This window comes from Pseudomonas putida (genome assembly GCF_025905425.1).
GTDB lineage: Bacteria > Pseudomonadota > Gammaproteobacteria > Pseudomonadales > Pseudomonadaceae > Aquipseudomonas > Aquipseudomonas putida_AF.
This window is the reverse complement of record NZ_CP109603.1, coordinates 2,628,615-2,642,190: the sequence shown is the minus strand read 5'-3', so window position 1 is coordinate 2,642,190 and position 13,576 is coordinate 2,628,615. Positions and strand designations below refer to the sequence as shown.

Below are 13,576 nucleotides of genomic sequence, written 5' to 3'. Positions count from 1 at the left end.
GCATCCTTGCGCCGCCGCATTCAGTGGGCGCGCGCCGCGCGAACCTCGCGTGCGGTGCAGCCATAGCGTTGGCGGAAGGCGCGGGTGAACTGGGCCTGGTCGGTAAAGCCCCAGCGGAACGCCAGTTCGCCGATAGACACATGGCAGTGTGGGTCGCGCAGTTGGCGGTGCACCGCCTCCAGGCGCTGTTGGCGCACCCATTCGCCCAAGGTGTAGGGCGTGATCGCAAACAGTTTGTGCAAATAGCGCAATGACAGGCCGCAGGCGGTGGCGATGGCTTGCGGTGACAGGTCGGGGTCGCCGAGGTTTTGCAGCACGTAGTGCTCGACGCGGGTCAGGTGCAGTGTACTGAGGTTGGAGCCCTCACTGCCAAGCACCCGCTCGTCCTGTTGCAAGGCCAGCAGCAGCGTCGCACTGGCCTGCTCCAGCAGCAGATGGCGGGCGGCCGCGGGGCTTGCGTCGAAGTGGCGTGCGCAGAGGTCCAGTTGTTCGACGAAAATGCGCCCAAGGCCTTGGCTGGCATCGAAGCAGTGGCGGGTGTAGCGCTTGTGCCCGAGCAAGTTGGCCTTGAGCGCGCGTTCAGGCAGTTTCAGCACCCACAGGTCATTCTCGGCCCGGTAATGGAAGCGGTAAGGCGCGTCGCCGCGCTCGACGATAAAGCCGCCTGGGCGGCAGCTCAACTGGTGGCCGTCCTGTTCGAAGTGCACCTCGCTGCGGCTGGGCACCGTAACCAGGTAGAACGCGTCATGGTCCTGGCCAATGTGTGCCTTGCTACGTGAATAGCCGAGCTGGCTGGAGCGCAGGCGCGACAGACTCAGCGGCGTACTGGGTGTGCTCCAGCGCTGCAGGTGGCCATCGAATGGCTGTTCGGCGGCAAACTCCAGGCTCAATGGGAAGTAAGTGTCGCTGATCGCTTCGGCCCAGCGTGCCTGGCGTTCCGGCTGCGGCCAACCGTGGGTCGAAAGTTCTGTGGGCATGGGTTGTCCTTTTTCAAAGAGGGCAGCATTGAAAAAAGGAACTGCAGGCAAGCTACTCAAGCAGCTCTTGTTATTGTGCAAAAAAGCCCGGCAGCGCAATGCTGCCGGGCAGGCCCATGATCGGCGCGAGCCGACCCTTTGATCAAGCCCCGCGTGTCACCCGGTAAGTGGCCGAAGGCTCCAGGCATGCCTGCCAGCCTGGTGGCACGACGATGTTGGTGGTGTCCTCCTCGATCACACAGGGGCCTTGCACCGTCTGCCCGGGCAGCAGGTGGTTACCGTTGAACACCGGGGTCTGCTGCCACTCGCTATCGGCACTGAACAGCATCGGGCGCTCGCCCTCCGGGACGGCCGCCGATGGCTGGGCCGGCCCTTGCAGCGTTGGCTGGGGCGGGCGGGGCAGATGGCCGATCACCGAGCACTCCAGGTTGACCAGCTCTACCGGGCTCGCGGGCTCGCTGTACGAGTACAGCGTCTGGTGGCGCACATGGAAGGCCTCGATCAGCGCCGCCAGCCCGTCGCGGTCCAATGAGTGGCGTTCCAGCTCCACGCTGCACTCATGGATCTGCCCCCCGTAGCGCATCTCCAGGGTGTAGTGGCAACTGCTGGCCTGGTCGCCGAAACCGTCTTCGCGCAGGTTCGCCAGGCCTTGCTGGCGCAACTCGGCAAGGGCCTGGTTCAGCTGTGCGAGGTCCGCGTGTTCGGCGTCCAGGCGCATCGCCAAGCTGGTCAGTTGGTCGTAACGCACATCCGAAAGGATCTGGCCGAACGCGCACAGCCCTGACGCCACTTTGGGGATCAGCACAGTGTGCATGCCAATTTCTTCGGCCAGGCGCACCACGTGCATCCCTGCAGCGCCGCCAGCACCGATCAGGGCGAAGTCGCGCGGGTCATGGCCGCGTTCGATGGAGACACGGCGGATGCCGTTGACCATGTTCAAGTTGACCAGGGTGGTGATGCCAAACGCGGCGCGCTCCACGCTGATGCCCAACGGCTCGGCGATCTTGCTGCGGATGGCGTCCAGCGCAGCCTGGCGGTTCAGCCGAATGCTGCCGCCCAGCAGCGCGCCGTCCGGCAGGTAACCCAGGGCCAGGTTGGCGTCGGTCACGGTGGGCTCACTGCCACCTTTGCCGTAGCACACTGGCCCAGGCTTGGCGCCAGCACTGCGGGGGCCGACCTGTAGCATGCCGAACTCGTCGAGGTGAGCGATGGAGCCGCCACCGGCGCCAAGGGTTTCCACTTGGATCATCGGCACGCCGATACGCTGGCGCAGAAAGTCCACGTCCTTGCTGAAGTTGGTGCGCCCAGCGTTGGTCAGGGTGATGTCGAACGAGGTGCCGCCCATGTCCACGGTGATGACGTTGTCGATGCCAAACGGGCGGGCCACCGAGAGCCCGGCCTGGGGCGCCGAGGCCGGGCCGGAGTTGATGGCGTTGACCGCACGCTCGCGCATCAAGTGGCCGGGTGCCAGGCCACCGTTGGATTGGAAGTAGCGCACCGGTTGCTGGGCGCCGAGTTCTTCGAACAGGCTGTCGATGCGTTCCACGTAGCGCGCCATCACCGGGCTCAGGTAGGCGTTGACCACGGTGGTGGAGGTGCGGGTGTATTCGCGGATTTGCGGGAAGACCTCGACACCTGTGCAGACGAACACCCCAGGCAGCGCGGCCCGTACCAGCTCGGCGGCACGCTGTTCATGGCGGGGGTTGCGTACCGACCAGAGGAAGGAAATGGCCACCGCCTCCACGCCCTCGGCACGGAAGTAGTCGATGGCCTCGTGCACGGCGCGTTCGTCCAGCGGGCTGTGTTCGCGGCCATCGCCAAGGATGCGGCCACCGATCGGGCGACGCAGGTGGCGCGGGGCGAGCATGTGCGCCGGCGGGTAGTGGGCGTCATAGCGGTGGCCCTCTTCCTTGTGGCCCAGGCGGATTTCCAGGCTGTCTTCGTGGCCCTCGGTGCACAGCAGGCCGACCTTGACGCCGGTGCGTTCGATCAAGGCGTTGAGAGCGACGGTGGTGCCGTTGATGCACAGGTCGCAGTTGGCGATGATTTCGGCCGGCGTGCGGCCGGTGGCGTCGGCGATCTGCGCAAGGCCAGCGCGAATGGCCAGGGTGCCATCCTGCGGTGTGGAAGGGGCTTTGAACAGCTGCACACCGCCATCGCGGTCAGCCAGGATGAAGTCGGTGAAGGTGCCGCCGGCGTCGATGCCCAGGCGATATTGATTGCGCATGATGGGTCTCCGGTCAGTGCAGGTCGCGGGCAAGGTGAGTGGCGGTTTCGTCGAGGTGGCCGTCGGCATCGACGATCACACCGTATTCCAGGGCTGCGCCCTGGGGCGAGACCAGGCCGTTGCGCAGGTCTTGCAGCACGGCGGCCACCGGGCGGCGCAGCGGGTCGCCGTAACCGCCGCCGCCTGGGTTGATGTTGATGATCCGCTCGCCGGGCTGGAGGGTGAGCATGGGGTTCTGGGTGTAGTGGTCTTCGGTGCCATCGGCGTGGCGGTGGATCAAGCGGCCGAGCTTGGGCTGCAGCAGGGCATTGCGTGCTCCGGCGGCGCCGGCGGTGGGCAATTGGCGGCCTTCGCCGAAGCCGACCACGGTCATCGCGTGCTGCAGCGGCTCGATTTCCAGGCGGGTGCCTGAGCCGCCGCGAAACTCACCCGCGCCGCCACTGTCGGCCATCAGGCTGTAGCGGTGGATGAGTATCGGATAGGCATGTTCGAGCAGCTCGATGTCACCGCTCATCAGCGCGCCGAAGCAACACAATGGCCCGCACGCATGCCAGCCATCCATGACCTTGTTGGCGCCAGCACCGGCAATGATCGAGGCCAGCACCATGGTGACGTACTCGCTGTTGCCATTGCGTGGGTCGTGGCCGGCGATGTTGATGCCGCTGGTATGGCCCCAGGAGGCGGTGACCCGCTGCGGCGATGCCTGCTCCAGCGCCGTGCGCACGGCATCGGCCAAGGTTTCCATCGGGGTGGTGGTGCAGTTGACGTGGGGCGCTGGCTCCTGCGCATTGCACAGGGTGCCCCTGGCGCCGACGTCGACCGTGACGCAGCGATACAGGCCTTCGTTGTAGGGCGGCGCGACCTGGGCGAACATCATCAAGCCAAGGTACACACCGGAAACCGAGTTGCCCTCGTAAGAGTTGATGAAGTAGGGCACCTGCGGGGGGCTTTCGATGCGCACGTGGGCTTGCTCGCCGCGGACCTCGACATGGGCGGTGATGGCCAGCTCGCCCAGGCCATGGCCTGAGTCTTCGAGCACGGCGGTGCCGCTGTAGTGGCCGTCCGGTACGTCGCGCAGCAGGGCGCGCATATGGCGGTCGGCCATGTTCTTCAGCTCGGCGATACAAGCACGTACCTGCTCCACGCCATACTTGTCGAGCAAGTCGAGCAGGTGCCGTTCACCGACCTTGCAGGCACCGTACTGGGCGTTGAGGTCGCCCTCCTGATACGGGCGGGCGCGCATGTTGGTGAGCATGAAGTTGATCACGTCCTCCCGGCGCTTGCCCTTTTCCCACAGCTTGACGGGGGGGATGCGCAAACCCTCGGCGTAGATCTCCTTGGCGTCCGGGTTGTAGCCGGCCGGTACCGGGCCGCCGATGTCGGTCAGGTGGCCCTTGCACACGGTCCAGAACACCAGCTGGCCCTGGTAGTACACCGGCTTGTACATGCAGCAGTCGAGGATGTGGCTGCCCTTGTACGCTGGGTCGTTGTGGTAGATCACGTCGCCCTCGGCGATGTCGTCACCAAAAAACGCGGCCACGCATTTCATGGCGGGAATCAGCGAGCCCAGGTGGATAGGGATGTCCTGGCCTTGCAGGATCATTTCGGGGAGATGGTCGAACAGCGAGTTCGAGTAGTCATGGGCCAGGTTGAACACACTGGAGCGGCCGGTCTTTTCCAGGGTCAGAGTCATTTCGCGCTGCGCTGTCTCCAGCGCACCCCGGACAACCGCAAGGGTGATCGGATCTACTGTTTTCATAGGTCACCAACGTTTCTTCTTGTGCTTTTGGGTGCGTGCCGCAGTGATCGGCGCGTGGTGACAGGCTACGGGGGGAGCGGGGTGGCTGACTTGTCGGTGGGTGTACTGCTTGTTGCGCTTGGGTGCACTGTTGTTTGGGCGGTTTCAGCTCCCACATTGTTCAGTATTGTCTGGGCGATTGACTACACGCCCAGCAACCGCTGCACCAGCCACTGCCCGGCTGGGCCGAGGGCGCGGCGGCGGGACCAGGCGATGTCCATGTCGACGCGCCGCGGATAACCGGTCACCTGCAGCTCCACCAGGCCGCTGCCAAAGCGCGTGACCAGCGCCTTGGGCAATTCTGCCCAGCCAAAACCTCGGGCGGCGAACTCCAGCAAAGTCAGGTAATCCGGCGCCGACCAGGCCTGGCCGCGGTCGTGGTGCAAGCTGGGTGCGTAGGTCTTGATGTACAGCTGGCGCACGCTCTCCAGGTGCTGGCGTTGCACCGTGCGCAGCGCCGCCAGCGGGTGGTCGGCGCTGACATACACACAAAACTCCGCCTGTTCAGGCAGGCGCGCCACGGCGACGTCGGCGGGGTAGTGGCGCTGCGCGGCGAGAATGCCGATCTGGGCCAGGTCCTGCTGCACCAGCTCGATCACATCAGCGTCTTCCGAAGGCCCGCAACGCAGCTCGGTATGCGGGTAGCTGTGTGCGAAGCCGGCCATGACCGCGCTTTGGAAGGTGACGCTGTAGCTGTCGGACATCACCACCGAGACCAACGCTTCAACGTGCTCAGCCAGCCTGAGCGACAGCGCGTCGAGCCCGGCACTGGCATCGAGGATCGCTTCGACATGGGGCAATACCTGGCGCCCGGCGGCATTGAGCGTGGGGTGGCGCCCGCCCCGGTCGAACAGGGGGCAGCCGATATCAGCCTCGAAATTGGCAATGGCAATGCTGACGGTGGACTGGCTTTTCTTGAGTTTGCGGGCCGCCGCCGAGAACGAGCCCAACGAGGCGGCTTCGACAAAGGCAAGTAAGGCTTCGGGTGAGTAGCGCATAGGTATTGATAAAATCGATGGGTGCTATGTCGCGAGTATCTGTTCCATCAAAGAAAATAGGAAGCACGTCTTAAGCAAACGATGGAATCTGTGATGAAAAAGGTCTCTTTCACCGAACGTATGGTCCATGCCGTGGGTTATGAACTGTTCGCTGTGCTGCTGTGCGCACCGCTGTTGTCCTGGGTACTGGGCAAGTCGTTGGCAACGGCGGGTGGGCTGGCGGTGACCCTGTCGGTGATCGCCATGGTCTGGAACGTGGTCTACAACGCACTGATCGACCGGTTCGTGCAGACCGCTCGGGTGTATTGGAAAGCCTGGGCGCGCGTCGTTCATGGCCTGGGCTTCGAGGCAGGGCTGGTGGTGTGGTGCCTGCCCGTGGCGGCCTGGATGCTGGATATTTCACTGCTCCAGGCCTTCATGGTCGAGCTTGGCTTCTTCGTGATCATCCTGCCCTACACCGTGGTGTACAACTGGGTGTTCGACAAGGTCCGGCACTCTATGGCCCAGCGCCAAGCTGCAGCTTGAGGGGCGCTACCCGCGCCCGATGCCCTCGGCATGCATGATCTGCGCAATGATCGGCACGGGGGTCATCAGGTGCGAGTGCATCATGGCGCTGGCGCGCTTGGCGTCACGGGCCAGGATCGCATCGACCAGCGCCGCGTGCTCCTGGCGCTTGAGTTCAAGGGCCTGCTCGGAAAACACCGTCTGCGTCAGCCACAGATGACGATACCGCTCGGCCTGGTCAAACAGGTAGGTGCGGGCCTGCAGCAAGTGCTTGGAGCCGCAACCGGAGGCGATGGCGGTGTGGAACGCCTTGTGCCGCTCATCCCAGACGTCCAGGCGCTGCTCGCGGGTTTTCACTTCCACTACTTTGGCCAAGGTATGCGAACAGGCCAGCACCGAGGCCTCCCAGGCGTCGTCGCCGCGTTCGATGGCCAGGCTGATGATCATGGCTTCCAGGTTGGCGCGGGCATCGTAGATGTCGTTCATCTCCGCCAGTGACATGGGCGCGACACGGTAGCCTTTCTGGCTGATGGCATTCACCAGGTGCTCGGCCACCAACTGCGAGAGTGCCTCGCGCAGTGGCCCCACGCCGAGCTCGTAGCGATCCTTGAGGGTGCTCATCAAGAGCTTTTCCCCAGGCTTGAACACGCCACGGATGATGTCCTTCTTGAGCCTCTCATACCCGCTGAATGCTGAATTTTGTCGGGGAGCGAGCGCTTCCAAGGTCCTGTTCCTCAAAACGTTTTGCCGATCATACCGAAACCGCTGGCGGACGAAAAACAATGGACATACGTGCAATTTATCTTCGTTTTATAAAAATGTAGACATTTTTGTTGAGTGGCGATATTTTTGCTTCGCCCGCACTGATCCAGATCATGACTGGACAGCGCCACCCCCTTTTTCTGCCAGGACTTAGCCATGAACGCTTTTACGCAGATCGACGAACTTGTCATGCCATTGCCACTCGAACCCCGGGGTTACACCATCGCCCCTTCGAAGCAGTCGCCGCGTCTGCTTGAACTGACCTTTGCCCGCGAGACCGTGGAGGCGTTCGTCAAGGCGGTGGCCGAGTGGCCGGTGCAGGCGTTGGAATACAAGTCGTTCCTGCGTTTTCGGGTTGGCGAGGTCCTCGACCAGCTGTGCGAAGGCACGCTGCGCCCGGTGCTGCTCAATACCATCCTCGACCGCGCCACCGGCGGCATGCTGATTACCCCGGTCGGGCTGGATGACGTGAGCCAGGCCGAAGACATGGTCAAGTTCACCACTGCCTGTGCCCACCTGATCGGTCGCTCCAACTACGACGCCATGAGCGGCCAGTACTACGCCCGCTTCGTGGTGGTGAACAGCGACAACTCCGACAGCTACCTGCGCCAGCCACACCGTGTGATGGAGCTGCACAACGACGGCACCTTCGTGAACCAGATCACCGACTACGTGCTGATGCTGAAGATCGACGAAAGGAACATGGAAGGCGGCAACTCGCTGCTGCTGCACCTGGACGACTGGGAAGACTGCGAGGCGTTCTTCCGCCACCCGCTGGCGCGCCGCGAGATGCGCTGGACCGCACCACCGAGCAAGAAAGTGGCCGAGGATGTGTTCCATTCGGTGTTCGATACCGACGCCGAAGGCCGGCCGACCCTGCGCTACATCGACCAGTTCGTGCAGCCGGAAAACTTCGAGGAAGGCATTTGGTTGAACGCCTTGTCCGAATCGCTGGAAGGCAGCGAGCAGAAACTTTCCGTGCCGGTAGCGGTGGGCAGCTTCGTCCTGATCAATAATCTGTTCTGGCTCCACGGCCGCGACCGCTTCACCCCGCACGACGGTCTGCGCCGCGAGCTGATGCGTCAACGCGGCTATGTCGCCTTCCCCAAGCCGCTGTACCAGCGCGGCCAGTAAACACGGCGCGGGAGGTAACACTGTGTACGATTTCATCATCATCGGCGGTGGCATTGTGGGCATGTCCACAGCCATGCACCTGATCAAGGTGTACCCGGACGCCAAGATTCTCCTGCTGGAGAAGGAGTCCGGCCCGGCGCGCCACCAGACCGGGCACAACAGCGGCGTGATCCATGCTGGGGTGTACTACACCCCCGGCAGCCTCAAGGCGCGCTTCTGTCTGGAAGGCAACAAGGCGACCAAGGCCTTCTGCACCGAGCACGGCATTGCCTTCGACGAGTGCGGCAAGCTGTTGGTGGCAACCAACGACCTGGAAATGCAACGCATGAAAGCGTTGTGGGAACGTACCGCCGCCAATGGCCTGGAGCGCGAATGGTTATCGGCCGCGCAACTGCATGAACGCGAGCCCAATATCGTCGGCCTGGGCGGGATCTTCGTGCCCTCCAGCGGCATCGTCAATTACGCCGAAGTGACTGCGGCCATGGGCCGTCAGTTCCAGCGTGCCGGTGGCGAGATCCGCTACAGCGCCGAGGTGATCGGCCTGGAGGAGCGTGCCAACGAAGTGATCGTGCGTACCCGCAGCGATGAGTTCCACAGCCGCTTCCTGGTCACCTGCTCGGGCCTGATGGCCGACCGCGTGGTGAGCATGCTCGGCATCAAGACTGACTTTGTGATTTGCCCGTTCCGGGGCGAGTACTACTTGCTGCCCAAACAGCACAACCAGATCGTCAACCACCTGATCTACCCGATTCCGGACCCGTCCATGCCGTTTTTGGGCGTGCACCTGACGCGGATGATCGACGGCACCGTGACCGTCGGGCCAAACGCGGTACTGGCGATGAAGCGTGAGGGCTATCGCAAGTCCGACGTCAGCCTTGGCGACATGTTCCAGACCCTGACCACACCCGGCATCCTCAAGGTGCTGGCCAAGAACCTGCGTCCGGGCCTGATCGAGATGAAAAACTCGCTGTTCAAGGGCGGTTACCTCAAGCAGGTGCAGAAGTACTGCCCGAGCATCACCAAGGACGACCTCACGCCTTATCCGGCGGGTGTCCGGGCACAGGCGGTGTCCCGCGATGGCAAGCTCATCGACGATTTCCTCTTCGTCAACTCCCCGCGCAGCGTGAACGTGTGCAACGCGCCATCGCCTGCCGCGACCTCTGCGATTCCTATCGGCGCCTACATCGTCGAGAAGGTCTGCGAACAAGTCACCCGCCAGGGGGGCGGTTTGCCCAAGCCTGATCTGGCTGGCCAGCAGCGCGCTGCTGGCTGAGCAGGCGGGTAACCACGGCGGATCTGCGTTTCGTTTTACTCAACCCGTCCTTGCCCTACTCACCATTTAGGGCAGGGCGGGCTTTTTCGCGCCCGCGTTCGCTAGCCATGCGTGCTGACGGCCCAGCGCGGGCATGACAAGAATAAGAAGGTAAGACCATGCAAACAGACAAAAACAATTTGAGTCATGGATTGAAATCGCGGCATGTCACCATGCTGTCCATCGCCGGGGTGATCGGGGCTGGCCTGTTCGTCGGCTCCGGTCGCGCCATCGCCGAGGCCGGGCCCGCTACCATCCTGGCCTACATCCTGGCCGGCGGGCTGGTGGTGCTGGTGATGCGCATGCTGGCGGAAATGGCGGTCGCTTCACCGGATACGGGCTCGTTCTCCACCTATGCGGACCTCGCCATCGGCAAGTGGGCCGGTTACACCATCGGTTGGCTGTACTGGTGGTTCTGGGTGCTGATCATCCCCATCGAAGCCAACATTGCCGCGACCATCATCAACACCTACGTCCCGCAGATGGAGATCTGGGTGCTGTCGTTGGTGATCACGCTGCTGCTGACCGCCACCAACCTGTTCAGCGTGAAGAACTACGGTGAATTCGAGTTCTGGCTGGCGCTGGTCAAGGTCATTGCCATCGTTGCCTTCATCGTTCTGGGCGCCTGCGCCATTTTCGGCCTGCTGCCAAGCTCCGGTGTCAGCGGTGTTTCGCGCCTGTGGGATAACGGTGGGTTCATGCCCAACGGCTTCGGCGCGGTCCTCAGCGCCATGCTGATCACCATGTTCTCGTTCCTCGGGGCCGAAGTGGTGACCATTGCCGCCGCCGAGTCGGACGAAGCTGGCAAGCACATCTCCAAGGCCACCAACTCGGTGATCTGGCGGATCACGCTGTTCTACATCTTGTCGATATTCATCGTCATCGCGCTGGTGCCCTGGACCGACCCACGGCTGGCCACCGAAGGTTCCTACGTGACGGTGCTGGATACGCTCGGTGTGCCGCATGCCAAGGCCATCATCGACTTCGTCGTGCTGACCTCGGTCACCAGCTGCCTCAACTCGTCGCTGTACACCGCCTCGCGCATGGTCTATTCGCTCAGCCGTCGCGGTGACGCACCGGCCTGTGCCCAAGTGACCAGCCGCAGCGGTACGCCGATTGTCGCGGTTCTGCTGTCCACCGGCGCGGCGTTTTTGGCGGTGATCGCCAATTACCTGGTGCCGGCCCAGGTGTTCGGCTTCCTCATGGCCAGCTCCGGTGCCATTGCCTTGCTGGTTTACCTGGTTATCGCCATTTCCCAGCTGCGCCTGCGCAAGCGCCTGACCGCCCAGGGCAAGACCCTGAGCTACCGCATGTGGCTGTTCCCGTGGCTGACCTGGGCGGTGATCCTGTTCATCAGCAGTGTGCTCGTACTGATGTTGTTCCGTCCGGATCATCGGCTTGAGGTGGTTTCGACCATGGTGCTGGCGATCTTCGTGGTCTGCTCGGGGTTGTTGATCACCCGCCGACGGGCGCGGGTGGTGCAAGGCAGTACTGTGGGGCAGGGCGCCTAGGCGCCCGACACATCCCGAACAGACGAACGTTGCATCACAGACGAGCAAGATCCATCAGGCTGTGAGAGGATGGCCGCCACCTCCACGGCTCGGCCACAGGACCCCAGAACTCAAGCCTGATGAAGACTCCAAAAAGAATCGAACCCCTGATCGAAGATGGCCTGGTCGACGAAGTACTGCGACCTCTGATGAGCGGCAAGGAAGCTGCCGTCTACGTGGTGCGCTGTGGCACCCAGGTACGCTGCGCCAAGGTCTACAAAGAAGCCAACAAACGTAGCTTCCGCCAGGCCGCCGAGTACCAGGAAGGCCGCAAGGTCCGCAACAGCCGCCAGGCCCGGGCCATGGCCAAAGGCTCCAAGTATGGCCGTAAAGAGGCCGAGGATGCCTGGCAGAACGCCGAAGTGGCGGCGCTGTTCCGCCTGGCCAGTGCTGGTGTCCGGGTACCCAAACCTTACGATTTCCAGGATGGCGTGCTGTTGATGGAGCTGGTGACGGACGCCGATGGCGATGCCGCCCCACGCCTGAACGATGTGCACCTGGAGGCCGAAGAGGCCCGTGATTTCCACACATTCGTCATTCGCCAGATCGTATTGATGCTTTGCGCGGGGCTGGTACACGGCGACCTGTCCGAATTCAACGTGCTGCTGGGGCCTGACGGCCCGGTGATCATCGACTTGCCGCAGGCAGTGGATGCGGCCGGTAACAACCACGCGTTCAGCATGTTGCAACGCGATGTGGCGAACATGGCCCATTACTTCGGCCGCTTCGCCCCCGAGCTCAAGAGCACCCGCTACGCGCAGGAAATGTGGGCGTTGTTCGAAGCGGGCGAGCTGAAAGCGGACAGCCCGCTGACCGGCGTGTTCGATGACGACGACGAGGCGGCCGACGTGGACGGCGTGCTGCGTGAAATCGAAGCCGCCCGCTTCGATGACGCCCGCCGCCGAGCGGCGCTGGCCGATGCCGAGCGTGGTCCGGTCAAGGGTGAGGAACCACCGCCGCCCTGGTTGCAGTAAGCCGTAGCCCACAGGTACAGCGCCTCTCTTAAGCAAAGCGCTGTACCGGGTGGGAGATCCCCCTGCGCTTGCCCAGTCCTGTGGCAGCGGGTTTACCGGCGAAGAGGCCGGTGAAGACATTGCAAATCCACGCTATTGCCCCCACCGCAAGACACAATCTCGTCATTCAGCCTTTTCACTGAAGCTCAACAGGCATATGGTGTACGCCGTCCATATTCCCTGGAGCTGTCATGTCCAACCGTTTCCCCTCCGTTCGTCCTCGTCGCTTGCGCCAGAACGAATCCCTGCGTTCGATCTTCCAGGAAACCGAGTTCCGCCTTGAAGACCTGATCCTGCCGATCTTCGTCGAAGAAGGCATCGATGATTTCGTGCCGATCACCAGCATGCCGGGTGTCAATCGCATCCCCGAAAAGCTGCTGGCGCAAGAAATCGAGCGCTACGCCCGCGCCGGCATCAAGTCGGTGATGACCTTTGGTGTCTCGCACCATCTGGACGAAGTGGGCAGTGACACCTGGAACGAAAACGGCCTGGTGGCGCGCATGGCGCGGATCTGCAAGGACACCGTGCCAGAAATGGTGGTGATGTCCGACACCTGTTTCTGCGAGTACACCAGCCACGGCCATTGCGGCGTGGTACACGACCACAGCGTGGACAACGACGCCACCCTGGCCAACCTGGGCAAGCAGGCGGTAGTCGCGGCAGCGGCCGGTGCCGACTTCATCGCGCCGTCGGCGGCGATGGACGGCCAGGTCCAGGCGATTCGCGGTGCACTGGATGCCGCAGGCTTCCATGACACGGCCATCATGGCCTACTCGACCAAATTCGCCTCGTCGCTCTATGGCCCGTTCCGCGAGGCCGGCGGTACCGCCCTCAAAGGCGACCGCAAGAGCTACCAGATGAACCCGATGAACCGCCGCGAAGCCGTGCGCGAATCGTTGCTCGACGAGCAGGAAGGGGCCGATGTGCTGATGGTCAAGCCGGCCGGTGCCTACCTTGACGTGATCGCCGACATCCGCGCGGCCTCGCGCCTGCCGCTGGCGGCGTATCAGGTCAGTGGTGAGTACGCGATGATCAAGTTCGGCGGCCTGGCTGGCGCCATCGACGAAGGGCGCGTGGTGCGTGAGAGCATCGGTGCCATCAAGCGCGCTGGTGCCGACCTGATCCTGACCTACTTCGCCATGGACCTGGCCCGCGAAGGGATCTGATCATTGAAGTAAACGCGGCTGTGTGGGAGCGGGCTTGCCCGCGAACACCGGCGAAGCCGGTGTCATGCTCCGCGTGGCCTTATTCGCGGGTCAAGCCCGCTCCCACAATGACCCCTGTTCTCTGCGTGGCAGCGC

At 63.2% G+C, this 13,576-nt stretch carries 11 protein-coding genes; 6 read left to right on the top strand and 5 right to left on the bottom strand.

The window, feature by feature from the left end; all coding sequences use genetic code 11:
- Positions 1-20: 20 nt before the first annotated feature.
- From OGV19_RS11800 to OGV19_RS11785, 4 genes are all read right to left on the bottom strand, one after another.
- The gene (locus tag OGV19_RS11800) at positions 21-977 is read right to left on the bottom strand and encodes an AraC-like ligand-binding domain-containing protein (protein WP_264313530.1); all 957 of its coding nucleotides are present in this window, start codon (positions 975-977) and stop codon (positions 21-23) included.
- A gap of 142 nt (positions 978-1,119) precedes the next feature.
- The gene (locus tag OGV19_RS11795) at positions 1,120-3,204 is read right to left on the bottom strand and encodes a caprolactamase subunit alpha (protein WP_264313529.1); all 2,085 of its coding nucleotides are present in this window, start codon (positions 3,202-3,204) and stop codon (positions 1,120-1,122) included.
- Positions 3,205-3,217: 13 nt separating this feature from the next.
- On the bottom strand, positions 3,218-4,963 hold the full coding sequence (locus OGV19_RS11790; RefSeq protein ID WP_264313528.1) for a caprolactamase subunit beta: 1,746 nt from the start codon (positions 4,961-4,963) through the stop codon (positions 3,218-3,220).
- 182 nt (positions 4,964-5,145) lie between these two features.
- A complete protein-coding gene (locus OGV19_RS11785; RefSeq protein ID WP_264313527.1) occupies positions 5,146-6,000 on the bottom strand; it encodes a LysR family transcriptional regulator in 855 nt (284 codons plus the stop codon).
- A 93-nt stretch (positions 6,001-6,093) separates the two neighbouring features.
- Between OGV19_RS11785 and OGV19_RS11780 the strand changes: the two genes are divergently transcribed.
- The gene (locus OGV19_RS11780; protein ID WP_264313526.1) at positions 6,094-6,525 is read left to right on the top strand and encodes a multidrug/biocide efflux PACE transporter; all 432 of its coding nucleotides are present in this window, start codon (positions 6,094-6,096) and stop codon (positions 6,523-6,525) included.
- Positions 6,526-6,531: 6 nt separating this feature from the next.
- On the opposite strand, the gene csiR is transcribed toward OGV19_RS11780, so the two are convergent.
- Entirely contained in the window at positions 6,532-7,227 is a 696-nt protein-coding gene (gene csiR, locus OGV19_RS11775; protein WP_264313525.1) for a DNA-binding transcriptional regulator CsiR, read from the bottom strand.
- Between the two features lie 195 nt (positions 7,228-7,422).
- Here csiR and glaH point away from each other — a divergent pair, with 195 nt between their 5' ends.
- From glaH to hemB, 5 genes are all read left to right on the top strand, one after another.
- A complete protein-coding gene (gene glaH, locus OGV19_RS11770) occupies positions 7,423-8,400 on the top strand; it encodes a glutarate dioxygenase GlaH (protein ID WP_264313524.1) in 978 nt (325 codons plus the stop codon).
- Positions 8,401-8,422: 22 nt separating this feature from the next.
- Entirely contained in the window at positions 8,423-9,673 is a 1,251-nt protein-coding gene (gene lhgO, locus OGV19_RS11765; protein WP_264313523.1) for an L-2-hydroxyglutarate dehydrogenase, read from the top strand.
- A 158-nt stretch (positions 9,674-9,831) separates the two neighbouring features.
- A complete protein-coding gene (gene gabP, locus OGV19_RS11760) occupies positions 9,832-11,223 on the top strand; it encodes a GABA permease (RefSeq protein ID WP_264313522.1) in 1,392 nt (463 codons plus the stop codon).
- 119 nt (positions 11,224-11,342) lie between these two features.
- A complete protein-coding gene (locus OGV19_RS11755) occupies positions 11,343-12,236 on the top strand; it encodes a PA4780 family RIO1-like protein kinase (RefSeq protein WP_264313521.1) in 894 nt (297 codons plus the stop codon).
- A 230-nt stretch (positions 12,237-12,466) separates the two neighbouring features.
- On the top strand, positions 12,467-13,441 hold the full coding sequence (hemB, locus tag OGV19_RS11750) for a porphobilinogen synthase (RefSeq protein ID WP_264313520.1): 975 nt from the start codon (positions 12,467-12,469) through the stop codon (positions 13,439-13,441).
- Positions 13,442-13,576: the final 135 nt, after the last annotated feature.